This is a genomic window from Rhodoferax sp. XS2R6 (genome assembly GCF_056521365.1).
The window spans coordinates 326256-349504 of record NZ_JBWMAY010000003.1 but is presented as its reverse complement, the minus strand read 5'-3'; the positions used below and the strand labels follow the sequence as shown (position 1 = coordinate 349504).

The window sequence follows — 23249 nt, the reverse complement described above, 5'->3', positions numbered from 1 at the left end:
AGCGAACAAACAGTGGCGACCTCACCCCAGTAGCCACGTAACCGGCGCGTCAAAAACCAAATATGGCTGTTAAGGCTCCCCTCGCCGACGGGGCGAGGGGCTGGGGGAGTGGGTGTCCAAAAAAGCGGTGCAGCCGAGCCAAAAAACCTAACGCAAAGAAACCCGAACCTGCACCTCCGTCCGCACTAGGCCACTCTGCTGCTGCCCCCCCGTCAACCCACTAGTGCTGGACTGCGAACTCTGCTCCGACTCCCCCACCGTAGTCCACTCGTCCAACGGCAACGCCAGCACGCTGCTGGTGGCCGAGGTCGCAGTCGCCCCGGGCAGGGCTGAACCAGACCGCAGCGCCTGCTGCGCCGCCAGTTCCAGCTCCACCAGTGTGCCACCGTCCCAGCGCGGCGTGGCGCTAAAACCCGTGCCCGCTTCCAGCAGCACGGTGCCCACGGTGGTCACCACACGGCCATTGCGCACAAAGCCCTGCAGCAGGCGGATGGGCGTGGTGGTCTGCAGCCCCAGGCGTACGGGTCGGCCGTTGAGCACCAGCGCCTGTTGCGTGGCCGAGCCGCTGTTGCGCGACTGGTTCATCTGCGCGCTAGGCCGGTTGCCCAGCTCCACCCCGCTGCGCTGGCTGTCGTCGGACTGCACCTGGCGCACTTCAATGAGCAGGTTGCGCATCGGCAGCGGCACCGGGTTTGCTATTGAATCAGGAGCTGCTTGCGCATATGCGACGGGGGCTAGAGGCCAAAATGATGCAAAAACCAGGGCGTGGCGGCGGTTCATGGGCGGCTCCGGGGTGGGGTGGCAGTGGTGGGCTGGGGCTGCAGGTGGCCCAGCGGCAGGGCGCTGCTGGCCTTCACCTCGCCCAGCGAGAAGCTGGTGTGCAGGTCTTTCACATTGGGCAGGTTGATCAGCACCTCGCGCGCGAACTGGCTGAAGGTGTTGAGGTCGCGGCTGACCACCTGCAGCTCGAAAGTGCCGGTGCCGCTGATGTAGTGGCAGCTGATGACTTCGGGAATCTGGCGGATCGCCTCTTCCAGCGCGTGCAGCACGTCGCCGCTGTTGCGGTTGGCGTCCAGCCGCACAAAGGCCAGCACGCCCAGGCCCATCTTGTGGCGGTTGATCTCGGCGCGGTAGCCGGTGATGAAGCCGCTTTCTTCCAGCGCCTTCACGCGGCGCCAGCAGGGCGCGGCACTCAGGCCCACGCGCGTGGCCAGCTCGGCGTTGCTGAGGCGGCCGTCGTTTTGCAGTTCGTTCAGGATGGCGAGGTCGAAGCGGTCAAGTGTTTCCATAAACACCATTATGAAGAAAGATTCATTCTTTGAAAGCCCATATGAGGGCAAAGAACGCAAAGACATATCCGCGTGGCAGGCCTACACTTTGCCGGCAGCTATAACGGAGACAAGCACTATGAATGCACCCCTCAGCCGCGACCTGCCCGAGCACATCCGCACGGCGCTGGACACGGTCACCCTGGACGACAAATATGCGCTGGACTACGGCCGCGCCTTCATGAGCGGGGTGCAAGCCCTGGTCAAACTGCCCATGCTGCAGCGCGTGCGCGACCAGCGCCTGGGCAAGAACACGGCTGGCTTCATCAGCGGCTACCGCGGTTCGCCGCTGGGCACCTACGACCAGTCCCTGGTCAAGGCCGAGAAGTACCTCCAGGCCCACCACATTCACTTCCAGCCCGGCGTCAACGAAGAGTTGGCCGCCACCGCGCTGTGGGGCACGCAGCAGCTGGGCTTTGCCCCACCCGGCAGCAACAAGTACGACGGCGTGTTTGGCATCTGGTACGGCAAGGGCCCGGGCGTGGACCGCTGCTCCGACGTTTTCAAACACGCCAACATGGCAGGCACCACCCCCTGGGGCGGTGTGATTGCGGTAGCGGGGGATGACCACATCTCCAAGAGCAGCACCGCCGCGCACCAGAGCGACCACATCTTCAAGGCCTGTGGCACGCCGGTGTTCTTCCCGGCGAATGTGCAGGAGATCCTGGACCTGGGCCTGCATGCTTTTGCCATGAGCCGCTTCTCGGGCGTGTGGGCGGGCATGAAGACGATCCAGGAGATCGTCGAGTCCAGCTCCACGGTGATGATCGACCCGGACCGCGTCATCACCCGCGTGCCGGCGGACTTCGAGATTCCCCCGGGCGGCTTGCACATCCGCTGGCCCGACCACGCGCTGGAGCAGGAAGCCCGGCTCATGGACTACAAGTGGTACGCGGCGCTGGCCTATATCCGTGCCAACCGGCTCAACTACAACGTCATCGAAGGCAAAAACGACCGCTTCGGCATCATCGCCAGCGGCAAGGCCTACAACGACACGCGCCAGGCCCTGCTGGACCTGGGGCTGGACGACGCGACCTGCCAGCGCATCGGCATCCGCCTGCACAAGGTGGGCGTGGTTTGGCCGCTGGAGGCGCAGCTGACGCGCGAATTCGCCACCGGCCTGCAAGAGATTCTGGTGGTAGAAGAAAAACGCCAGGTCATCGAATACCAGCTGAAGGAAGAGCTGTACAACTGGCGCGCCGATGTGCGGCCCACGGTGCTGGGCAAGTTCAACGAGGTGGAAACGCCCGACCACTACGGCGCCGGCGGGGAATGGTCCATGCCCAACCCCATGGCCAACACGCTGTTGCGTGCCAACGCCGACCTGTCGCCAGCCATCATTGCGCGCGCCATTGCCCAGCGCATCAAGAAGCTGGGGCTGGATGCGGACACCAGCGCGCGTATCGACGCGCAAATGGCGATCCTGGAAGCCAAGGAACGTGCGATGCACGTGATCGAACTCTCGGGCACCAAAGGCGCGGACCGCCAGCCCTGGTTCTGCTCGGGCTGCCCGCACAACACCTCCACCAAGGTGCCCGAAGGCTCGCGCGCCATGGCCGGCATTGGCTGCCACTTCATGACCATCTGGATGGACCGCAGCACCGACGGCTTCACGCAGATGGGCGGCGAGGGCGTGCCCTGGGTGGGCCAGCAACCCTTCACCAATGAGAAGCACATCTTCGCCAACCTGGGCGATGGCACGTACTTCCACAGCGGCCTGCTGGCCGTGCGCCAGAGCATCGCCGCGGGTGTGAACATCACCTATAAGATTCTGTACAACGACGCCGTGGCCATGACCGGTGGCCAGCAGGTGGGTGAGCGGCCCGAAGGACACTCCGTGGTGCAGATAGCCCAGAGCATGCGTGCGGAAGGTGCTATCAAAATCATAGTGGTGACCGACGAACCCGAGAAATACGACGATGTGGTGGGCCTGCCCGAAGGCATTGCCATCGAGCACCGCGATGAACTGGACCGCATCCAGCGCGAGTTCCGCGAGATTGCGGGCACCACGGTCATCATTTATGACCAGACCTGCGCGACCGAGAAGCGCCGCCGCCGCAAGCGCGGCACGCTGGTGGACCCAGCCAAGCGCGTGGTCATCAACGAGCTGGTCTGCGAGGGCTGTGGCGACTGCGGCGTGCAGAGCAACTGCATGAGCGTGGAGCCGCTGGAAACCGAATTCGGGCGCAAGCGCCAGATCAACCAGAGCACCTGCAACAAGGACTTTTCCTGCGTCAAGGGCTTTTGCCCCAGCTTTGTCACGGTGGAAGGCGGCAGCCTGAAGAAGGCCGCCAAGCCCAAGGCGGGTGACGCACAGACCGCCTCCTGGCCGGCCCTGCCCGAGCCGCAGATTCCTGATGTGGCCAGCGCGCCCGGAGGCGTTTGGGGCACCATCGTCGCCGGCGTGGGCGGCACGGGCGTCATCACCATTGGCCAGCTACTGGGCGTAGCCGCCCACCTGGAGGGCAAAGGCATCGTCACGCAGGACGCCGGTGGCCTGGCGCAAAAGGGCGGCGCCACCTGGAGCCATGTGCTGATTGGTGCCAGCCAAGATGCTATCCGCACCACCCGCGTGGGCACGGCCTCGGCCGACCTAGTGCTGGGCTGTGACCCCATCGTGGTGGCGGGCAAGGAAACCCTGGTGCGCATGCGCCCGGGTCGCACCCATGTGGCGCTCAACACCAACAGCGCGCCTACGGCCGCCTTTGTGAAGAACGCCAACTGGACCAACCCCGGCGAGCAGTGCGTGGCCGATATCGCCAAGACCGTGGGCGAGGGCAACCTGGGCGTGTTTGACGCCGATGCGGCCGCCACCCATTTGTTGGGTGACAGCATCTACACCAACCCCATGATGCTGGGCTATGCCTGGCAAAAGGGCTGGATTCCGCTGGGGCTGGCCTCGCTGATGCGTGCCATCGAACTCAATGCCGTGGCCGTGACCAACAACAAGGCCGCCTTCGAGTGGGGCCGCCGTGCCGCGGTGGACTGGCCGTCCGTGCAGCGCGCCATCAACCCCGGCCAGGTGATTGCCTTCACGCCGCGCCAGCACCAGTCGCTGGATGCCCTGGTGAGCAAGCGGGTGGAATTTTTGACCGGCTACCAGAACGCGGCCTACGCCCAGAGCTACGCTGACTTTGTGGCCAAGGTCCGCGTCGCCGAGGCTTCGGCGGTGGGCGGCGACAAGCAGCCGCTGACCGAAGCCGTGGCCCGCTACCTTTTCAAGCTCATGGCCTACAAGGACGAGTACGAGGTGGCCCGCCTGCACACCGACACGGCCTTCCGCGCCAAGGTGGAGGGCATGTTTGAGGGCGACTTCAAACTGGCCTACCACCTGGCGCCGCCCCTGCTGGCCCGCAAGAATGACAAAGGCGAGTTGCAAAAGATGCGTTTTGGCGGCTGGATGCGGGCTGCCTTCGGTCTGCTGGCGCAGCTCAAGGTGCTGCGTGGCACGGCGCTCGATGTGTTTGGCTACACCCACGAGCGCCGCGAGGAGCGTGCCTTGGTGGGTGAGTACCTGACCGCCATCGATTCACTGCTGCCCACCCTGAGCGCTGGCAACCGCGACGCGGCGGTGGCCTTTGCCCGCGTGCCAGAGCAAATCCGTGGTTTTGGCCATGTCAAGGCGCGCCATCTGCAGGCCGCGCGTCAGCAATGGACAGTGTTGCTGGAGAAGTACCGGCAAACCCCGACTGTCAAGCAAACCCAGGCCGCCTAGGGCCTTGCTGCCCGGCGCTGGCCGGGCCGGTGCACCCGCTTACAATGACCGGTTGCCTCCCCCGGAGGCGGTATGCCAGTGCGCGACCGGTTTTTGGGGCGGGTATTTTTGTGTTTGACCCATTTTGTGGAGTTTGCCTGTGTTCATTTCTTCTGCTTTTGCCCAAACTGCCCCCGCTGCTGCCGGTGGCGACATGCAATCCACCCTGATGAGCATGCTGCCTTTGGTGCTGATGTTTGTGGTGTTGTATTTCGTGATGATCCGCCCCCAGATGAAAAAGCAGAAAGAGCACCGTTCCATGCTGGATGCCTTGGCCAAGGGTGACGAAGTGGTGACAGCCGGCGGCGTGCTCGGCAAGGTCGCCAAGCTGGGTGACAGTTATGTGGGCCTGGAAGTGGCCAGCGGCGTGGAAGTGCAAATCCAGCGCAGTGCCGTGGTGCAAGTGCTGCCCAAGGGTTCCATCAAGTAATTTCTCTCAAAGCGACGCGCGATCATGAACCGTTATCCGGTATGGAAGTACGCGATCATTCTGATCGCGCTCGTGGTGGCTGGGCTGTATGCCCTGCCCAACCTGTTTGGTGAATCCCCTGCAGTACAGGTTTCTCCCGCCAAGGCGATCTTGAAGCTGAACACTGCGTCTCTGTCCGAGGTGGAGGAGGTACTCAAGGCGGCTGGCCTGAGTCCTGACGCCATCAGTCTGGAGAACGGGTCTATCAAGGCCCGCTTTGCCGACACCGACGCTCAGCTGAAGGCCAAGGATGCTTTGCAAAAAGCCCTGAACCCCGATGCGGCAGACCCTGCGTATGTGGTGGCACTTAACCTGCTGTCCCGCTCCCCGGCATGGCTCACTTCCATGCGTGCGTCGCCCATGTATTTGGGGCTGGACTTGCGCGGTGGTGTGCACTTTATGCTGCAGGTGGACATGCAGGCGGCCTTGACCAAAAAGGCCGAATCCCTGTCAGGCGACATTCGCAGCACCTTGCGTGAAAAGAATGTGCGCCACAGCGGTATCACGCGCAATGGTCAGGCCATTGAAATCCGTTTTCGTGACGCGGCAACCGCCCAGGCCGCCAAGCGCATCATCCAGGACCAATTCGTGGATCTGGACACGGTGGAAAGCGCCGAGGGTACCGACGTCAAGATGGTGGCGACCATCAAACTCGTGGCCGCGCGCACGGTGCAAGAGCAGGCGCTCAAGCAAAACATCACCACGCTGCACAACCGGATCAACGAATTGGGGGTGGCCGAGCCTGTGATCCAGCAGCAGGGTCTGGACCGTATCGTGGTGCAGTTGCCCGGTGTGCAGGACACAGCCAAGGCCAAAGACATTTTGGGCCGTACGGCCACTTTGGAAATCCGTCTGGTGGATGAAGGTACCGAGGCACGCGCTGCCGAATCGGGTGCGGGGCCGGTGCCTTTTGGTTCCGAGCGTTACCTGGAGCGCAGCGGCCAGGGCGTGATTGTCAAAAAGCAGGTGATTCTGACCGGTGAAAACCTGACCGATGCCCAGCCTGGTTTTGATGGCCAGACCCAGGAGCCTACGGTCAACCTGTCGCTGGATGCCAAGGGTGCCCGCATCTTCCGGGATGTGACGCGTGAGAACATCAACAAGCGCATGGCCATCATCCTGTTCGAAAAGGGCAAGGGCGAGGTCGTGACCGCACCTGTGATCCGTTCCGAAATCGGGGGGGGGCGTGTGCAAATTTCCGGTCGCATGACCACGGCGGAAGCGGCCGACACCTCTTTGCTGTTACGCGCGGGCTCCCTGGCGGCACCGATGGAAATCATCGAAGAACGCACCATTGGCCCCACCTTGGGGGCCGAGAACATTGCCAAAGGCTTTAACAGTGTGACCTGGGGCTTCTTGGCGGTCGCGGTTTTCATGTGTTTCTATTACATGTTGTTCGGTGTGATCTCCAGTGTTGCGCTGGCGTTCAACCTGTTGCTGCTGGTGGCTGTGTTGTCCATGCTGCAGGCCACGCTCACCTTGCCCGGTATGGCGGCCATGGCCTTGGTGCTCGGTATGGCGATTGACGCCAACGTGCTGATCAACGAGCGTGTGCGCGAAGAGCTGCGCAACGGCGCGTCGCCGCAGGCCGCGATCCATGCCGGTTACGACCGCGCCTGGGCCACCATCATCGACTCCAACGTCACCACCCTGATTGCCGGCCTGGCCTTGCTGGCCTTCGGTTCTGGGCCGGTCCGTGGCTTTGCGGTGGTGCACTGTCTGGGCATTTTGACCAGCATGTTCTCCGGGGTCTTCTTCTCCCGGGGGGTGGTGAATTTGTGGTACGGTAAGCAAAAGAAGCTCAAAAGTGTGTCCATTGGCACCGTGTGGCGCCCTGATGCCGGTCATCAGGTTACGACCAACTAAAGGGTAAGAGCATGGAATTCTTCAAAATCCGCCGCGACATTCCGTTCATGCGCCATGCATTGGTGCTGAATATCGTGTCGCTGGTGACATTTATCGCAGCAGTTTTCTTCCTGTTCTCGCGTGGCCTGCATTTGTCGGTGGAATTCACTGGCGGCACCCTCATGGAGGTGAGCTACTCGCAGCCCGCCGACCTGAATGTGGTGCGAAGCACCATCGATACCTTGGGCATCAAGGATGTGCAGGTGCAAAACTTTGGTACCGCGCGCGATGTGCTGATTCGTATGCCGGTGCAAAAAGGCACAACCTCTGGCCAACAAAGCGATGTTGTCATGGCGGCGCTCAAGGCGGCGGACGCTTCGGCTACCATGCGTCGCGCCGAGTTTGTGGGACCACAGGTGGGCGACGAGTTAGCGGCAGACGGACTCAAGGCCCTAGCCTTTGTGGTGGTTGGCATCATGCTGTATCTGGCGATCCGCTTCGAATGGAAATTCGCTGTGGCCGCCATCATTGCCAACTTGCATGATGTGATCATCATCCTGGGCTTTTTCGCCTTCTTCCAGTGGGAGTTTTCCTTGCCCGTGCTGGCGGCGGTGTTGGCCGTACTGGGCTACTCTGTGAACGAATCGGTGGTGATTTTTGACCGGATCCGCGAGAACTTCCGCCGCTTCCGCAAGATGAACACTGAGGAAATCATTAACAATGCGATCACCTCGACGATCAGCCGCACGATCATCACCCATGCTTCCACGCAGATGATGGTCCTGTCTATGCTGCTGTTCGGTGGAGCGACCCTGCATTATTTTGCGCTGGCGCTGACCATCGGCATTTTGTTCGGCATTTACTCCTCGGTTTTTGTGGCCGCTTCCATTGCTATGTGGCTGGGCATCCAGCGCGAAGACTTGGTCAAGGGCGGCCCGAAGAAAGAGACTGACCCTAACGACCCCAACGCTGGCGCGACGGTTTAAGCTCCAAGCATGGCCACCTCACCCGCATTGACCCCCAGGCTGCAACTCGCACGCGCCTTGCGTGAGCGTTTTCTGGCGGAAGCCGGCAAGGCAGCGCTGGAGATCAGCGGTGTGGTGCAAGAGCGCCTTACGACGCTGATGGACGAGTTGGTCAACGCGCGCGAGTCCCAATCGCGCCGGGACACCTGGATGGCGTACAAGCGTTGCCGTCCCTTGTGGGTGGACGGCACCATGAAGGTTTGGCGCGAATGCCTGGATCCACCCAAGCAAAAAAAGGCTGTGGGCCTGGAGGCTGCGGGCTTGGAGCTGGTGGGGACCGAAGTGGTAGAGAACAAGATTCTCGCCTCCCGTTTGGTCTTGGCTGTCAACGAAAAGGTACTGCCACAGCTCGATGATCTGCGGGTACGTATCCGGTTCCTGGAGAACCTGGAAGAACTGGAGGGCAACGATCTGCTGCGTCCCGAAGTGCTGGTGCTACTCATGGTGGAGCAGTGGGCACAGTCGGGCATGCCAGCGGAGTCTTGGCCCATGGTCAACGAAGTGGTACAGCGTTTACTGATAGAGCGACTGGTTGTGGCCTACAAAAATGCCAACGACCTGCTGATCAGCAAAGGTGTAATGCCCACCATCGAACTCAAGGATCGTGTGAAGGCTCCGGTGCGTGCGCCGCAGCGCCCGCGTCCGCCGCCTGCGCCAGGCATGCCTCCACCGCCCGGTGACATGTCGCCGAGTGGTTATGGCGACGTCGGCCACGGCATGAACCCCGGCGGCAATTACGCCCAAGCCTATGCACCCACGGGTCATGCAGGATTGGGCGGGGGTGCACAGCATTACCCTGGCAACCAGGGTAATGCTGGTATGGATGCCGGGGGCGGTCATGGGGGTGGCGCCTCTGGCGGGTATGCCCCGGGTGGCACACAGCATGCCAGTATGGACGCTGGCGGCGGGCCTGCCGGCCCCGGTGGTTCCGCCAGTGGGCCGCGGTCTGGTGGGGGTGGATTCTTTGGTGGCCGTTTGGGTTGGGGTGGTGGTGCCTCGGCACCCGCAAGCCCAGGCAGCTCCGCCCCTCAGGCAGGGGCTCCCTCATCGCCGACACCTTTCTGGCGCCAGTCGTCTGGCTCTCACAGCATGCCGGGCCAAGCATATGGTGCGGGTGAGGAGACCCGAATGCTCACGGCCACCACGCCGATTGCACGTGCGCGCAGCCGCGCACAGGGCGTCATTGGGCAAATCCGGCGCCTGTTTGTGAGCCATGGTGGCGGAGACTTCAGTGGCACGGCACACCACGCACCGTCGCCTGCATTGGCGGCTGCCATCGCGCCAGGTGTGTCCAATATGGTGTACGCCGCCGGCGGCACGATGTATGAGGACTACAGCCCGGCCGGAGTCGCTCGGGTGGCGGGTGACTTGCGCGAAAAGTCGACCGAACTCAAGAAAAAAGCTGAGACCAAGGGCGAAAAGGCCACGATCGAGATCGTGGCGCTGATGTTTCAAGCCATTCTGGCTGAAGAGCGTATCCCGCCTGGTATCCGCGTATGGTTTGCGCGCCTGCAAATGCCGGTGTTACGCGTCGCGTTGGAAGACCCTGACTTTTTTGGCACGGCTGACCACCCCGCTCGCCAGCTGATTGACCGCATGGGCTCTTGCGTCATGGGGTTTGATGCATCGGGTGTGCAGGGCGGTGCCATGGAAACCGAGATCAAGCGCATTGTGCAGGTCATCGAACAATACCCCGAAACGGGTAAAAAGGTATACCAGATCGTCTTCGAGGAATTCCAGAAATTTCTCTCCAAATTTCTCACGGAAAAAGGGCCGACCCAAAAAGTGGTGAGTGTGGCCCAGCAGGTAGAGCAAAAAGAGACTCTGGCCATCCAGTACACCATCGAGATGCGCAATATGTTGAAAGACATGCCGGTGCGCGACGAGATCCGTGACTTCCTGTTCAAGGTCTGGGCCGAAGTGCTGGCCGTGGCGGCGGTGCGCAAGGGGCCGCAGCACGCCGATACGCTGGTGCTCAAAAAATCAGCAACAGACCTGATCTGGGCGGCCAGTGCCAAGCCCAACCGTGCCGACCGCGCGCGCGTGATTCAGGACTTGCCCAATCTGCTGTTGCGTCTGCGTTCGGGCATGACTTTGCTCGCAATGCCGCCTAGCGAGCAGGAAGGCCATGTCAAACGCATCAGCGATACGCTGGCTGACGCGTTTATGTCGAAGACACAAGCCATTCCACAGGCCCAGATCGATGCCATGGCGCAGCGCTTGGGCAATCTGGAAGACTTTGTGTCTGAGGACGGCATGGGCGATTTGCCGCTGGATGCCGAGAGCATCGAGATGATGCTGGGCATTGATGCGTCTGCCATCGAAGTGGTGGCCAATGGCGGCTCCAAACCCACGGCGGCCATGCTGGCCTGGGCGCAGGAGTTGCAGCTGGGATCCTGGTTCACGCTGGACCACAACAACCACATCACCCAGGTGCAGTTTGCTTGGCGCAGCGACCGCAAACATCTGAACCTGTTTGCGTCCAGCGCCGGCAAGAGCTTCTTGATCCAGGGTGGACGTTTGGCTGCCTACCTGCAGGCGGGACTCTTGCTGCCGCAAGAGGAAGAAGCACTCACCGTGCGTGCCACGCGCGATGCCCTAGCCAAACTCGAAGCCAATCCCGAACGTCTGCTCGCCTGAGTCGTGCGCAGTGAGGCCGAGCGGCCTCAAGTAGAGCCGGCCAACCCCGGTGGGTCGTCCACCGCCCTGTGCAATGGGTTACTTAATGGGCCACACGCTCGGTGGCATCGTCGCACAGCTCGTCGAGCACCAGCGCATCGGGCTCCAGGCCAAAACTCCAGAACACCATCAGGATGATGACCTTGAGCTCATCCAGAGCCACTGGGCCGCCGGGCGCGGCCATGGCACGGTCCAACACCACCTCCCGCAAGTGTGCAGGAAGTACCCCCGCTGACTCCAAAAAGCGGATGAAACCCAGGCACTGGACGCCCAGGTGGTTTTGTTCGTACTGTGGGTAGATACGCACGCTGGTGGGCAGAGGTTGGCGCAACCAGGGCTCTGCCGCCGGGCTGGTTGATGCCTCCACGGCGTCCGGAACTCGGGGGCGGGCACTGCGGGCCGCGCTGTTCAAGCCTTGCAGCCAAGCCAGCGCATCCTCAATTTCATCCGACTCAAAGCCGACGGCGCTGAGTTTGCGTTGCAGGTGGGCGGGCTCGGGGCAGCCCTCGTCCGCATAGTAGTTTTCGTAAACGAAAGCGAGCACTTCAAACATGAAGGCCAATATAGCGCAGAAAAAAGCCCTGCACGGTTCCGGTGCAAACTGCCCCGCTTTTCCGGCGTTTAGCCCCGGGCCAGACGCTGGAACAGGCTGCCCGGCAGGCGCGCCACATGGCCCTGCAATTCCAGCCCCATCAGCAAGGCTTGCAGCGTGGGCGTGTCCAGCCCGGTGCGGGATTGCAGCGCATCCAATCCGGCGGGCTCAAAAGCCAGTGCGGTCAGCAAAGACTGTTCAACGCCAGAAAGTCCCTCGGAGGCCGCAGTATCTGCGTGAGCAGCTCCTGAATCCATAGCGCCCACTAGGCCTGTGGGGAGCGCAAACTCTTCCAGAATGTCCTGGGCACTTTCTACCAGCTTGGCGCCCTGTTTGATCAATGCATGGCAGCCACGCGCCTGGGTGGCGTGGATGGAGCCCGGAATGGCGAACACGTCTTTGCCCTGTTCGACCGCCAGGCGGGCGGTGATCAGCGAGCCCGACTGCAACGCTGCTTCGACCACCAGCGTCGCCTGCGACAGGCCGGAAATGATGCGATTGCGTTTGGGAAAGTTCTCGGACAGCGGCGGGGTGCCCAAAGGGTATTCGCTGATCAGCAAGCCCTGTTGGGCAATCCGGTGGGCCAGCTGGAAATGCGCCTTGGGGTAGACCCGGTCCAGTCCGGTGCCCACCACGGCAATCGTGGCCAATTGGTCTGGGGCGGCGCCGTCCAGCGCACCTTCGTGGGCGGCGCCATCAATGCCCAGGGCGAGTCCGGACACCACGGTCAGCCCCGCCTGGGCCAGGGTTTGGGAGAATTGCCGTGCATTTGCCACACCTTGGGCGGTCGGGTTGCGGCTGCCGACCACGGCGATGCTGCTTGGGGCAGTCCGGGCCCAACCAGCTTGTAGGTGGCGGGCATGGCCCATGGCGTACAGCAGCAGGGGCGGGTCTTCCGTGTCCAGCAAGGCAGCCGGATAACAGGGGTCACCCAGTGTTAACACATGGCGCTGTTGTGGGTTTTGTTCCAGCCAGTCCCACGTGGTTTGCAGCAGGTCCGCCAGACCCTGCGGCACTTGCTGCAGGTTTTCGGCCTGTTTGCTGCTGACGCAGGCTTCCAGCGCGGCTGCGCTTTGTCCAAAAATCTGCTGGGGCAGCCCAAAGCGGGCCAGCAGCTTGCGGCCGCTGCTGTTGCCCACTCCGGGGGTGAGCTGCAAACGCAGCCATGCAGAGAGTTCGTCGCGCTCCACGTGCGAAGGCGCTGCTGGTGGCTCGGTCGCCGAACTTAGCGTGGATTGACCAACCGGTCACCCACACGCACGCTGTCGGTGATTTCCAGAATCAACGCGTAAGACACGCGGTCGAAGGTGCGAAACACCATGAGCAGGCCGTTGCGTTCGTTGGGCAGCTTCATCAGCGGTCGGGCTGGGTCAGTTTTGTCCATGATGCGTTGACCATCCTTGAGGATTGCCAGCACATGGCCCGCCTCCATGCCGTCTTGCGTCCCGCGGTTGATGGACACAACCTGGCTCTGGCCCGCGTTGATCACTGCGCTGCCGTAGACCGACACAATGCGTGCCTCCACCGTTTGTGAAGGGGCATGGGGCGTGTAGGTAGACAGTTCGCGTGCAGGCTCGGGCAGCATGCGGTCACCCACCCGGATTTCTTCTTTTGCCGAGATGATGTCGATGGTTGCAGGCACTACGGCGCTCTCGGGTTGTCCTTTTTCGCCTTGCACCTCACCAGTGGTTTCGCTGCGAGTCAACTGGGCTTTGCCGATGTATTGCGCTTCGTAGCCCAATACTTCGCCAGTTCCGGGGTCCTTCAGCGGCGTTGCATTGCGGAAAAGCCGGAAAACTTGTTGTTTCGCCTGATCGTCCAACATCGGTGCACCGTTGGAGCCTCTTGCATAGGCCCGGTCGCCGCGGGTGAGCAACACGCGTTCTTCTTGTGTGGCCACGATGCGGGGCGCCGATTGCAATTCGTTTGCGTCGACGATCAGCGGTTCGGCCAAAAACGCCTCAATCACCCGGCTTTTCAGGGCAGGCAGGGCCAAGTCGGCCAGGGCTTCGTAGCGGGTGCGCGGTGTTACGCGGATGGTGTCAGGTACAGCGCCTTCGCCACCCGTGCCAGCCACGCGCAGAGTAGCCCGGTCGCCCAGACGCTCTAGGACCAGCACTTGGCCGGGGTAAATGCGATGGGGGTTCTTGATGTCGTTGAGGTTCATGCCCCACAGCTCGGGCCAGCGCCAGGGGCCCTTGAGGAAGAGCTTGGAGATGTCCCACAGGGTGTCGCCACTTTTGACGGTGTAGCTGTCGGGGGCGTTGGCGGCCAGTTCGCTCAGCGGCACGCCTTTTTGGGCGACTTCGTTGGCGGTTTGTTTCTGGGCCGCGGAGATCGGAAAGTTCTGCGCCCAAGTGCCGGGGGCTGCCAAGGTGCCGGCCAGCACGGCCACAGCGGCAAGCGCCACGCGGGATTTCGCCATCAGGTGTGTCGTCATAAGGTGCGAATCGGTGAATGAACTTGATAAGTTACGCACGATTTTGCGCTCAAGCCCTTGATTCGGCAACGTTTTTAGCCCCTCGGTAGTGCAAGCAATCGTAAAAGTGGCGAAAATAGCCACATCTCTTAGGCAGTTCCCATGGCTTTACTCCCGATTCTTTGCTACCCCGACCCCAAACTCCACACCGTGGCCAAACCCATCGCCGCTGTGGACGCCCGCATCCAGCAGCTCGCCACCGACATGCTGGAGACCATGTACGACGCCAAAGGCATTGGTCTGGCCGCTACGCAGATCAATGTGCACGAGCGTCTGATCGTCATCGACGTGTCGGAAGAGCGCGACCAGCCCATGGTGCTGATCAACCCCGAGCTGGTCTGGACCAGCCCCTCCACCCACCTGAATGAAGAGGGCTGCCTGTCGGTGCCCGGCATTTACGACGGGGTGACCCGTTTTGATGCGGTGCATGTGAAGGCGCTGGACGAGAAGGGCAACAGCCGCGTGATCGAGGCCGATGGCCTGCTGGCCGTCTGTGTGCAGCACGAGATGGACCATTTGCTGGGCAAGGTGTTTGTGGAATACCTGTCGCCGCTCAAGCGCAACCGCATCAAGACCAAGATGATCAAGGCCCAGCGCGAGGAATCGCGCTAAGTGACCCAGACCGTTGGCCCGGCAGCGCGGCCCCTGCGCGTCATCTTTGCCGGTACGCCGGAATTTGCCCGCGTGGCGCTGGAGCGCCTGCACGCCGCGGGCCACACCATTGCCTTGGTGCTGAGCCAGCCCGACCGCCCGGCCGGGCGCGGCATGAAGCTACAGGCCTCCGCCGTCAAGCAGTTTGCACTCGAACACGCCATTTCCGTGGCCCAGCCGCGTAGCCTGCGTCTGGACGGCAAGTACCCCGAAGACGCCACTGCCGCGCGCCAGGCCATTGCTGATGCGCAGGCCGATGTGATGGTGGTGGCTGCCTACGGGCTCATCCTGCCGCAATGGGTGCTGGATGATATGGCGGCCGGCGGCAAGCTCGGCTGTTTGAATATCCACGGCTCCCTATTGCCACGCTGGCGTGGCGCCGCGCCCATCCACCGTGCCATTGAAGTGGGCGATACCGAAACCGGCGTCACCATCATGCAGATGGACGTAGGGCTGGACACGGGCGACATGCTGCTCAAAGAGGCGCTGCCCATTCTGGACACCGACACCACGGCCACGCTGCACGACAAGGTGGCCAATCTGGGTGCGGCCATGGTGGTGCAGGCACTGGACCTGGCTGCCCAGAGTGCTTTGCAACCCGTGAAGCAGCCCGAAGCGGGCGTGACCTACGCGCACAAGATCGAAAAGCACGAGGCGCCGATTGATTGGCGCCTGGACGCCGCCGCCATCGTCCGCCGCGTGCGTGCCTTCAACCCATTCCCCGGTGCCAGCACGGTGCTCCATGGCGAAACCATCAAGGTCTGGGGCGCGCATGTGGGTGAAGGCAGTTCCACCGCTGGTTCAGGACAAATAGTGGCTCTGGCCCCCGAAGGTATTGCGGTAGCAGCTATGAATTCAGTAGCGGTGTTGACTGAGCTGCAACGCCCCGGTGGCAAGCGCCTGCCCGCCGCAGAGTTTCTGCGCGGTAGCCCGCTGCAGGTGGGCCAGCGGTTTGAGCTGCCTGCTGCGCCTGAGGCGTCCTGATGTTTTTCCTGCGCAGCAACTACACCCACCCCGAGTTTCGGCGCGGCTTCAACGACATGCTGGGTGTGTCGCCCGGCATTGCCGCCTGGGGTCTGATGACGGGCGTGGCCATGGTCAAGTCCGGCATGAGCACCTTCGAGGCGCTGTTCATGGCGCTCACGGTGTTCGCTGGCAGCTCGCAGCTGGCGGCGGTGCCGCTGTTGATTGCCGGGGCGCCCATGTGGGTGATTTTGGTGACCGGGTTTTGCGTGAACCTGCGTTTTGTGGTGTTCAGTGCGCACATGCGGCCTTACCTCATGCACCTGCCGCGCTGGCAGCGTCTGGTCACGGGTTATCTGTCGGCCGACCTGACCTATGTGTTGTTCGTCAAACAGTTCCAGCATCCGGCCACCGATGAAGCGGGCCGAACCGCCCAAATGGCTTACCTGGCCGGTAACGGCGGTATCAACTGGTTCAGCTGGACGGCCAGCAGTGTGCTCGGTGTGGTGCTGGCCAACTTTGTGCCCACGTCGTGGGGCCTGGGTTTTGCGGGCATTCTGGCGCTGGTGGGCATGATGGCCTCGCTGGCCACCAGCCGACTGCGCTGGGTGTCGGCCGGGGTCGCAGGCGCTGCCGGCGTGGCGGCCTTTGCGCTGCCGCTCAAGCTCAACATCCTGGTGGCGATTGCCGTGGCGGTCACGGTCTGCCTGTTGCTGGACAAGCGGCCCGATACCTCGCACCCGCCGCACCATCCACCCAAGGACCCCGCATGAACTGGGACAGTTTTTTTGTCGGCACCACCGACGGCTGGACCCTGCTGACCACGTTCGGGCTGGCCTGCATCACGGTGATTGCACGTTCGTTTTTCTTCATCACCGACAAGGACTGGTCGCTGCCCGCCTGGGCCCAGCGTGGCCTGCAGTACGCCCCCATTGCAGCACTCTCCGCGGTCATCGTGCCCGAGATCGTCATGTCGCAAGGTCAACTCATCCACACGTTCAAAGACGCGCGTCTTTACGCGGTAGCGGCAGGTCTGGCCTTTTTTGTCTGGCGCCGTGGCGCCGGCCAGGCGGTGCTGGGCACCATCGCCTCGGGCATGGCGGTCTACCTCCCGCTGCACATCGGCCTCGGCTGGTGACGCTAGTGCCCCCACGCTCCGCCGCTGCGCGGGTCGCTGCCCCCCGCGAGGGCTAATTGCCTAACGGCGCTGGCCGCCAAGCGGTCCAGAACGCCTTGGGGCGGCCCGGCGGCGAGTTCCGTGGTCGTTACGTGCTAGCCGCGTCTTGCGCACTTCTACAATGCCGGGTATTGCCGCACCCCGCGCGCGCTTTCTACTACCTGAGGTTTCCCCCATGCAAGTGATCCGTTTTTCTGACCTGATTGCCCAAGGCAAAGTCGCTGGCAAGCGCGTGTTCATCCGTGCCGACCTGAACGTGCCGCAGGACGACGCGGGCAACATCACCGAAGACACGCGCGTGCGCGCCAGCGTGCCCGCCATCCAGATGGCGCTGGACGCCGGTGCCGCCGTCATGGTGACCAGCCACCTGGGCCGCCCCACCGAAGGCGAATTCAAGCCCGCTGACTCGCTGGCCCCCGTGGCCAAGCGCATGGGCGAGCTGCTGGGCCGCGAAGTGCCCGTCATCGCCAACTGGACCGACGGTGTTGACGTGAAACCTGGCCAGCTGGTGCTGCTGGAAAACTGCCGCGTCAACAAGGGCGAGAAAAAGAACGACGAAGTGCTGGCTAAAAAAATGGCCGCGCTGTGCGACATCTTTGTGCACGACGCCTTTGGCACCGCCCACCGCGCCGAAGCCTCCACGTATGGCATCGCCCAGTTTGCCCCCATCGCCTGCGCTGGCCCGCTGTTGGCCGCTGAGATGGATGCCATCAGCAAAGCCCTGCTGGCGCCCAAGCGCCCCCTGGTGGCTATCGTGGCGGGCTCCAAGGTGTCCACCAAGCTGACCATTCTGAAAAGCTTGGCCGAGAACGTGGACCAGCTCATCGTGGGTGGCGGCATTGCCAACACCTTCATGCTGGCCGCTGGCCTGAAGATTGGCAAGAGCCTGGCCGAACCCGATTTGCTGGACCAGGCCAAGGCCGTGATCGAGGCCATGAAAGCGCGCGGCGCCGCCGTGCCCATCCCGACGGACGTGGTGACCGCCAAGACCTTTGCTGCGGACGCCGTGGCTACCGTGAAAGCTGCGACCGATGTGGCAGATGACGATTTGATTCTGGACATTGGCCCACAAACCGCCCAAGCCCTGGCCGACCAGCTCAAGAAGGCCGGCACCATCGTCTGGAACGGCCCCGTGGGCGTGTTCGAGTTCGCCGCGTTCGAGAACGGCACCAAGGTGATTGCGCAGGCGATTGCCGAGTCCAGCGCCTTCTCCATTGCCGGCGGTGGCGACACCTTGGCGGCGATTGCCAAGTACGGCATCGAGCAACAAGTGGGTTACATCAGCACTGGCGGCGGCGCCTTCCTGGAAGTGCTGGAAGGCAAGACCTTGCCGGCGTTCGAGATTTTGACCAAGCGCGCAGCCGGTTAATTTGCTATCAAATTGGAAGCTGCTTGCGCAGGTTCCACATGGGCTAGAGGCACTTTCGGCACTAAACCGAAGGTGCCTTTGCTTTTTATTGGCTAGAGCGGCGCCGGTGCCGTGTCCAAGCTGGCATAACGCACTTGGCCACGCCCACCGTATTTGGCCTGCTGCAGTTGCGCGCTTGCCAGGTCCAGCAGGTCGCTGGCTTGGCCGCTGTGGGGGCTCACGCGGGTGCCAACGCCTACGCTGACTGACACCACCTCGCCACCAGACAGGCCACTGTGGGGCAAGTGCAGCTGGCGCACACGGCGCTCCATCTCTTGCGCCAAGGCCCGCGCATCCTCATGCGACGTGTCGGGCAACAGGCAGGCAAATTCTTCTCCGCCAAAACGCGCAACCACATCGGCCGGACGGCGCAACACGGCCTTGAGCGTGACCGCAATCAGACGCAGACAATCGTCCCCCGCCTGGTGGCCATGGCGTTCGTTGTAGGCGCCAAAGTGGTCCACATCCAGCAACACCAGCGACAAGGACAGGCGGCTGCGCGTAGCACGCGCCCACTCGGTGGCCAGCTGCTGGTCAAAGTAACGCCGGTTGAAGACGCCGGACAGGCCGTCCAGCAGCACCAGTTTTTTGAGCAGATCGGACTGGAATTTGAGCGTGAGGTGGGTGTGCACACGGGCGCGCACCACGGCCGGGTTCACGGGTTTGGAGATGAAGTCCACCGCGCCCAGGCCCAGGCCATGGGTTTCCTGGCCGGCATCGGGCCGCGCGGTGACGAGGATGATGGGAATGTGCGAGGTGGCCTCTTGCGCCTGAAGCTGGCGGCACACGGCAAAACCGTCCATACCGGGCATCAGCACGTCCAGCAGCACCAGGTCGGGCGGGTTGCTCTGGCACACGGCCAACGCCTGTTCGCCTGACGTGGCCATGAAAACCTGGTAGTCCCCGGCAAATGCTTGCACCAGCAGCTGTATGTTGTCCGGCTGGTCGTCCACCACCAACAGTTTCGGCTTGCCGTGTGTGCTGTCCAGCAGCGCAGCGGTGTGGGTGGCGGGGGCGTTCATGGGGGCGGCGAGGAACGTGGAAAGGGCGGGCAGTCATTCAACCACAGCCCCTCGGTTTGCGCCCTCCGGGCTAACCCCGCCTGTGTGTTTCTTGTGCCTGCCATGTAACCAAGGTACAAACAAGCGTGTGAAAATAGGTAACTCACTCTAGGAGACCGTTTCATGCCCAGTCGCGCCACCAAAATCGTTGCCACCCTCGGACCCGCCTCCAGCGATCCCGCATTGCTGGAACAAATGATCCGTGCCGGCGTCAACGTGGTGCGGCTGAACTTCAGCCACGGCAAGGCCCAAGACCACATCGACCGCGCCCGCCTGGTGCGCGAAGCCGCGCAACGCGCTGGCCGCGAAGTGGCCATCATGGCCGACCTGCAGGGCCCCAAGATCCGCGTGGGCAAGTTCGCCGAAGGCAAGGTGTTCCTGGAGCCTGGCCAAAAATTCATTCTGGATGCCGCCCGCGTTGAGTTGGGTGACATCGACGCTGTGGGCCTGGACTACAAGGCGCTGCCTTCCGAAGTGAGTGCGGGCGATGTGCTCTTGCTCAACGACGGCCTGATCGTGATCACCGTGGACGCGGTGAAAGGCGAGCAGGTGCACACCACCGTCAAGCTGGGTGGTGAGTTGTCCAACAACAAGGGCATCAACAAACAGGGTGGCGGACTGACTGCGCCTGCGCTGACCGGCAAGGACATGGAAGACATCCGCACCGCGATGAGCTTCCAGGCTGACTACGTGGCCGTGAGTTTCCCCAAGAACGCCACCGACATGGAAATGGCGCGCCAGCTGTGCAACGTGGCCGCGGCCGAATACAACCACAAGCCCGGCCTGATCGCCAAGATTGAACGGGCCGAAGCGATCCCGAAGTTGCTGGAAATTTTGCTGGCCTCCGACGGCATCATGGTGGCCCGCGGCGACCTGGCCGTGGAAGTGGGTAACGCTGCCGTACCTGCGCTGCAAAAGCACATGATCAAGCTGGCCCGCGAGCACGACAAGGTCGTGATCACCGCCACGCAGATGATGGAATCCATGATCACCAACCCCGTGCCCACGCGCGCCGAGGTGAGCGACGTGGCCAACGCCGTGCTCGACGGTACCGACGCCGTGATGCTGTCCGCCGAGACCGCTGCTGGCAAGTACCCGCTCGAAACCGTGATCGAAATGGCGAAGATCTGCCTGGCCGCCGAGGGCAGCGAACACGTCAAGCTGGACGCTGATTTCACCGGCAAGACCTTCACCCGCATCGACCAGTCCATCGCTATGGGCGCGCTGTTCACGGCCCATCACCTGGGTGCCAAGGCCATCGTGGCCATGACCGACAGCGGCAGTACCGCGCTGTGGATGAGCCGCCACCTGATCCATGTGCCGATCTACGCGCTGACCCCCAAAGTCACGACCCAACGCAAGATGACGCTGTACCGCAATGTGCGCCCGCTCTTGATGGGCTCTAGCTCTGACCGCGACACCGCACTGCTGGACGCTGAGAAACACCTGAAGAGCCGCGGCATTGTGCAAAAGGGCGAGATCTACGCCATCACCTGCGGCGAGCCCATGGGCGCGCCCGGTGGCACCAACATGCTGAAGATCTGCGCGGTGAACTAGCAAGCCCCACGCTTGCTCTGCGTGTGGCAAGCGACACATCAAGGGACCTTCGGGTCCCTTTTTTACACCGGGCTTGCGGGTAAACCCTCGGCGGTTAGAATCCCCTATCGGTAAAAAGTTACCAAGCGGTTACCAAAACCGCGGCGACGGGTTTTTAACTTCCTGGGGACATCCATGGCACTCGTTTCGATGCGCGAGCTTCTCGACCACGCGGCAACGCATAACTATGCGATTCCGGCGTTCAACGTCAACAACCTGGAGCAAGTCCAGGCCATCATGGAGGCCGCCAAGGAGACCGGAGCCCCCGTGATCATGCAGGCCAGCGCCGGCGCCCGCAAATACGCAGGCGAGCACTTCCTGCGGCACCTGATCCAGGCCGCCGTGGAAAGCTACCCCGGCATCCCCGTCGTCATGCACCAGGACCACGGCCAAAGCCCCGCGGTCTGCCAGGGCGCGATCGACCTGGGCTTTAGCTCGGTGATGATGGACGGCAGCCTCGAAGCCGACGGCAAGACGATTGCCAGCTATGAATACAACGTCGAAGTCACCCGCAAGGTGGTGGACATGGCCCACAAGCTGGGCGTGACGGTGGAAGGCGAACTGGGCTGCCTGGGCTCTCTAGAAACCATGCAGGGCGACAAGGAAGACGGCCACGGTACCGATGCCGTCATGACCCGCGAACAGCTGCTGACCGACCCGGAAGAAGCCGCTGACTTTGTGAAACGCACGCAGCTGGACGCCCTGGCGATTGCCATTGGCACCAGCCACGGCGCCTACAAGTTCACGCGCCAGCCCACGGGCGACATCCTGGCGATCGAGCGCATCAAGGAAATCCACCGTCGCATTCCCAATACCCACTTGGTGATGCACGGCTCCAGCGCGGTGCCACAAGAGCTGCTCGCTGCGATCAACCAATACGGCGGCAAGATGGCCCAGACCTGGGGCGTGCCGGTGGAAGAGGTGCAGCGCGCGATTCCGTTTGGCGTGCGCAAGGTCAACATCGACACCGACATCCGCCTGGCCATGACCGCCGCAGTGCGCAAGTTCCTGTTCGAGAACCCTGACAAATTCGATGCCCGCGAATGGCTCAAACCCGCCCGCGAAGCCGCCAAGCAGCTGTGCAAGCAACGCTACATCGAGTTCGGCTGCGAAGGCCGCGCTGCCAGCATCAAGGGCCACAGCCTGCAGGTCGTAGCCGGTCAGTACGCCCGGGGCGAACTGGCCCAGGTCGTGCAAGACTTCGCTGCCGCCTGAAGACCTCTGCACCGGTTGCCGGTGCGAACTTGCGATAATCCAAGGCTTCGCCCTCCATCCTGGGGCGAAGCCTTTTTACTTATGTGGACGCCATGACTTCAGCTTTGCACACCTCCGCCCTGTCCCTTCCCCTGCTTGCCCGTGGCAAGGTGCGCGATAACTACGCGGTGGGCGAGGACCGCATCCTGATGGTGGCCAGCGACCGTTTGAGCGCGTTCGACGTGATCATGGGCGAGCCGATTCCCGGCAAGGGCGCGCTGCTCACGCAAATGGCGCTATTCTGGTTCGAGAAGCTGGGCCCCAACGGCGCCAACATCTGCCCCAACCACCTGACTGGTGACGCACCCGAGAGCGTGGTGCTGCCCTCCGAAGTGGCGCAGGTGACCGGCCGTTCCATGCTGGTCAAGCGCCTCAAACCCCTGCCCGTGGAGGCCGTGGTGCGTGGCTACCTGGCCGGCAGCGGTTGGAAGGAGTACCAGGAGAACGGTGCCGTGTGCGGCGTGAAGTTACCCGCTGGCCTGAAGAACGCCAGCAAGCTGCCCGCGCCCATCTACACGCCCGCTGCCAAGGCCGCCGTGGGCGACCACGACGAGAACATCACGTTTGAGCAAACCGTGGAGATGATTGGCCTGGACCTGGCCACACAAATCCGCGATATCAGCATCCGCATCTACCAGGCCGCGGCCGAGATTGCGCTGACCAAGGGCATCATCATTGCCGACACCAAGTTCGAGTTTGGCCTGGACAAAGATGGCACGCTGACCTTGATGGACGAAGTGCTGACGCCCGACTCCAGCCGTTTCTGGCCGCAGGAGAGTTATGCCGAGGGCACCAACCCGCCCAGCTACGACAAGCAGTTTGTGCGCGACTGGTTGGAGCAGGCCCTGGTAGACGGCAAGCCTTGGGACAAGACCCCGCCCGCACCACGCGTGCCCAACGAGGTGATCACCAAAACCGCCGCCAAGTACCAGGAAGCCCTCACGCGCCTGACGGCCTGAGGCAGCACA

19 protein-coding genes are annotated in these 23249 nt (G+C 62.7%); 13 read left to right on the top strand and 6 right to left on the bottom strand.

What is annotated here, in order from left to right; genetic code table 11:
* Positions 1-147 precede the first annotated feature (147 nt).
* Both AC097A_RS13120 and AC097A_RS13115 read right to left on the bottom strand, forming a co-directional pair.
* The gene (locus AC097A_RS13120) at positions 148-780 is read right to left on the bottom strand and encodes a hypothetical protein (protein WP_479621178.1); all 633 of its coding nucleotides are present in this window, start codon (positions 778-780) and stop codon (positions 148-150) included.
* Complete coding sequence (locus AC097A_RS13115; RefSeq protein ID WP_479621177.1) at positions 777-1289, bottom strand: Lrp/AsnC family transcriptional regulator; 513 nt, start codon at positions 1287-1289, stop codon at positions 777-779. The genes AC097A_RS13120 and AC097A_RS13115 overlap by 4 nt, the downstream gene beginning before the upstream one ends.
* 118 nt (positions 1290-1407) lie before the next feature.
* Here AC097A_RS13115 and AC097A_RS13110 point away from each other — a divergent pair, with 118 nt between their 5' ends.
* The 5 genes from AC097A_RS13110 to AC097A_RS13090 all read left to right on the top strand — a co-directional run bounded on the left by AC097A_RS13110 (position 1408) and on the right by AC097A_RS13090 (position 11061).
* A complete protein-coding gene (locus AC097A_RS13110; protein ID WP_479621176.1) occupies positions 1408-5043 on the top strand; it encodes an indolepyruvate ferredoxin oxidoreductase family protein in 3636 nt (1211 codons plus the stop codon).
* A gap of 139 nt (positions 5044-5182) precedes the next feature.
* Positions 5183-5512 carry a preprotein translocase subunit YajC gene (gene yajC, locus AC097A_RS13105; protein ID WP_105262997.1) on the top strand — a complete coding sequence of 110 codons (330 nt, stop codon included), beginning with the start codon at positions 5183-5185 and terminating at the stop codon, positions 5510-5512.
* Positions 5513-5536: 24 nt separating this feature from the next.
* A complete protein-coding gene (gene secD / locus AC097A_RS13100) occupies positions 5537-7417 on the top strand; it encodes a protein translocase subunit SecD (protein ID WP_479621175.1) in 1881 nt (626 codons plus the stop codon).
* A gap of 11 nt (positions 7418-7428) precedes the next feature.
* Complete coding sequence (secF, locus tag AC097A_RS13095) at positions 7429-8382, top strand: protein translocase subunit SecF (protein WP_105262999.1); 954 nt, start codon at positions 7429-7431, stop codon at positions 8380-8382.
* A gap of 9 nt (positions 8383-8391) precedes the next feature.
* A complete protein-coding gene (locus AC097A_RS13090; protein WP_479621174.1) occupies positions 8392-11061 on the top strand; it encodes a DUF1631 family protein in 2670 nt (889 codons plus the stop codon).
* A gap of 82 nt (positions 11062-11143) precedes the next feature.
* Here the strand turns inward: AC097A_RS13090 and AC097A_RS13085 are convergent, their stop codons facing one another.
* From AC097A_RS13085 to AC097A_RS13075, 3 genes are all read right to left on the bottom strand, one after another.
* Positions 11144-11653 (bottom strand): Smg family protein, encoded by a 510-nt coding sequence (locus AC097A_RS13085; RefSeq protein ID WP_105263001.1) that lies wholly within the window; start codon positions 11651-11653, stop codon positions 11144-11146.
* A 68-nt stretch (positions 11654-11721) separates the two neighbouring features.
* Positions 11722-12882, bottom strand: a complete 1161-nt coding sequence (dprA, locus tag AC097A_RS13080) for a DNA-processing protein DprA (protein ID WP_479621173.1) — start codon at positions 12880-12882, stop codon at positions 11722-11724.
* 35 nt (positions 12883-12917) lie between these two features.
* Entirely contained in the window at positions 12918-14132 is a 1215-nt protein-coding gene (locus tag AC097A_RS13075) for a LysM peptidoglycan-binding domain-containing protein (protein WP_105263003.1), read from the bottom strand.
* 141 nt (positions 14133-14273) lie between these two features.
* On the opposite strand from AC097A_RS13075, the gene def reads away from it, so the two are divergent.
* The 5 genes from def to AC097A_RS13050 all read left to right on the top strand — a co-directional run bounded on the left by def (position 14274) and on the right by AC097A_RS13050 (position 18331).
* Entirely contained in the window at positions 14274-14783 is a 510-nt protein-coding gene (gene def, locus AC097A_RS13070) for a peptide deformylase (RefSeq protein ID WP_105263004.1), read from the top strand.
* Between the two features lie 33 nt (positions 14784-14816).
* Positions 14817-15806: a methionyl-tRNA formyltransferase gene (gene fmt / locus AC097A_RS13065; protein ID WP_479621286.1), complete on the top strand. Its 990-nt coding sequence runs from the start codon at positions 14817-14819 to the stop codon at positions 15804-15806.
* Positions 15806-16558 (top strand): AzlC family ABC transporter permease, encoded by a 753-nt coding sequence (locus AC097A_RS13060; protein WP_315480307.1) that lies wholly within the window; start codon positions 15806-15808, stop codon positions 16556-16558. The genes fmt and AC097A_RS13060 overlap by 1 nt, the downstream gene beginning before the upstream one ends.
* On the top strand, positions 16555-16923 hold the full coding sequence (locus tag AC097A_RS13055) for an AzlD domain-containing protein (protein ID WP_315480308.1): 369 nt from the start codon (positions 16555-16557) through the stop codon (positions 16921-16923). The genes AC097A_RS13060 and AC097A_RS13055 overlap by 4 nt, the downstream gene beginning before the upstream one ends.
* A 214-nt stretch (positions 16924-17137) precedes the next feature.
* Positions 17138-18331, top strand: coding sequence for a phosphoglycerate kinase (locus AC097A_RS13050; protein ID WP_479621172.1), 1194 nt, complete (start codon positions 17138-17140; stop codon positions 18329-18331).
* A gap of 92 nt (positions 18332-18423) precedes the next feature.
* On the opposite strand, the gene AC097A_RS13045 is transcribed toward AC097A_RS13050, so the two are convergent.
* Positions 18424-19392 carry a diguanylate cyclase domain-containing protein gene (locus AC097A_RS13045; protein ID WP_315494356.1) on the bottom strand — a complete coding sequence of 323 codons (969 nt, stop codon included), beginning with the start codon at positions 19390-19392 and terminating at the stop codon, positions 18424-18426.
* Positions 19393-19554: 162 nt separating this feature from the next.
* On the opposite strand from AC097A_RS13045, the gene pyk reads away from it, so the two are divergent.
* From pyk to AC097A_RS13030, 3 genes are all read left to right on the top strand, one after another.
* On the top strand, positions 19555-20988 hold the full coding sequence (gene pyk, locus AC097A_RS13040) for a pyruvate kinase (RefSeq protein WP_105259458.1): 1434 nt from the start codon (positions 19555-19557) through the stop codon (positions 20986-20988).
* Between the two features lie 174 nt (positions 20989-21162).
* Positions 21163-22242, top strand: coding sequence for a class II fructose-bisphosphate aldolase (fba, locus tag AC097A_RS13035; RefSeq protein ID WP_479621171.1), 1080 nt, complete (start codon positions 21163-21165; stop codon positions 22240-22242).
* Positions 22243-22334: 92 nt separating this feature from the next.
* Entirely contained in the window at positions 22335-23240 is a 906-nt protein-coding gene (locus AC097A_RS13030) for a phosphoribosylaminoimidazolesuccinocarboxamide synthase (RefSeq protein ID WP_479621170.1), read from the top strand.
* The last annotated feature ends 9 nt before the right edge of the window (positions 23241-23249 follow it).

What these genes read in the sequence shown, in the direction of transcription:
- def (WP_105263004.1), top strand. Translation starts at nt 14,274, where the DNA reads ATGGCTTTACTCCCGATTCTTTGCTACCCCGACCCCAAACTCCACACC.
- AC097A_RS13060 (WP_315480307.1), top strand. Translation starts at nt 15,806, where the DNA reads ATGTTTTTCCTGCGCAGCAACTACACCCACCCCGAGTTTCGGCGCGGC.
- AC097A_RS13045 (WP_315494356.1), bottom strand. Translation starts at nt 19,392, where the DNA reads ATGAACGCCCCCGCCACCCACACCGCTGCGCTGCTGGACAGCACACAC.
- AC097A_RS13050 (WP_479621172.1), top strand. Translation starts at nt 17,138, where the DNA reads ATGCAAGTGATCCGTTTTTCTGACCTGATTGCCCAAGGCAAAGTCGCT.
- pyk (WP_105259458.1), top strand. Translation starts at nt 19,555, where the DNA reads ATGCCCAGTCGCGCCACCAAAATCGTTGCCACCCTCGGACCCGCCTCC.
- AC097A_RS13085 (WP_105263001.1), bottom strand. Translation starts at nt 11,653, where the DNA reads ATGTTTGAAGTGCTCGCTTTCGTTTACGAAAACTACTATGCGGACGAG.
- AC097A_RS13075 (WP_105263003.1), bottom strand. Translation starts at nt 14,132, where the DNA reads ATGACGACACACCTGATGGCGAAATCCCGCGTGGCGCTTGCCGCTGTG.
- AC097A_RS13110 (WP_479621176.1), top strand. Translation starts at nt 1,408, where the DNA reads ATGAATGCACCCCTCAGCCGCGACCTGCCCGAGCACATCCGCACGGCG.
- AC097A_RS13120 (WP_479621178.1), bottom strand. Translation starts at nt 780, where the DNA reads ATGAACCGCCGCCACGCCCTGGTTTTTGCATCATTTTGGCCTCTAGCC.
- AC097A_RS13115 (WP_479621177.1), bottom strand. Translation starts at nt 1,289, where the DNA reads ATGGAAACACTTGACCGCTTCGACCTCGCCATCCTGAACGAACTGCAA.
- secF (WP_105262999.1), top strand. Translation starts at nt 7,429, where the DNA reads ATGGAATTCTTCAAAATCCGCCGCGACATTCCGTTCATGCGCCATGCA.
- secD (WP_479621175.1), top strand. Translation starts at nt 5,537, where the DNA reads ATGAACCGTTATCCGGTATGGAAGTACGCGATCATTCTGATCGCGCTC.
- AC097A_RS13055 (WP_315480308.1), top strand. Translation starts at nt 16,555, where the DNA reads ATGAACTGGGACAGTTTTTTTGTCGGCACCACCGACGGCTGGACCCTG.
- fba (WP_479621171.1), top strand. Translation starts at nt 21,163, where the DNA reads ATGGCACTCGTTTCGATGCGCGAGCTTCTCGACCACGCGGCAACGCAT.
- AC097A_RS13090 (WP_479621174.1), top strand. Translation starts at nt 8,392, where the DNA reads ATGGCCACCTCACCCGCATTGACCCCCAGGCTGCAACTCGCACGCGCC.
- AC097A_RS13030 (WP_479621170.1), top strand. Translation starts at nt 22,335, where the DNA reads ATGACTTCAGCTTTGCACACCTCCGCCCTGTCCCTTCCCCTGCTTGCC.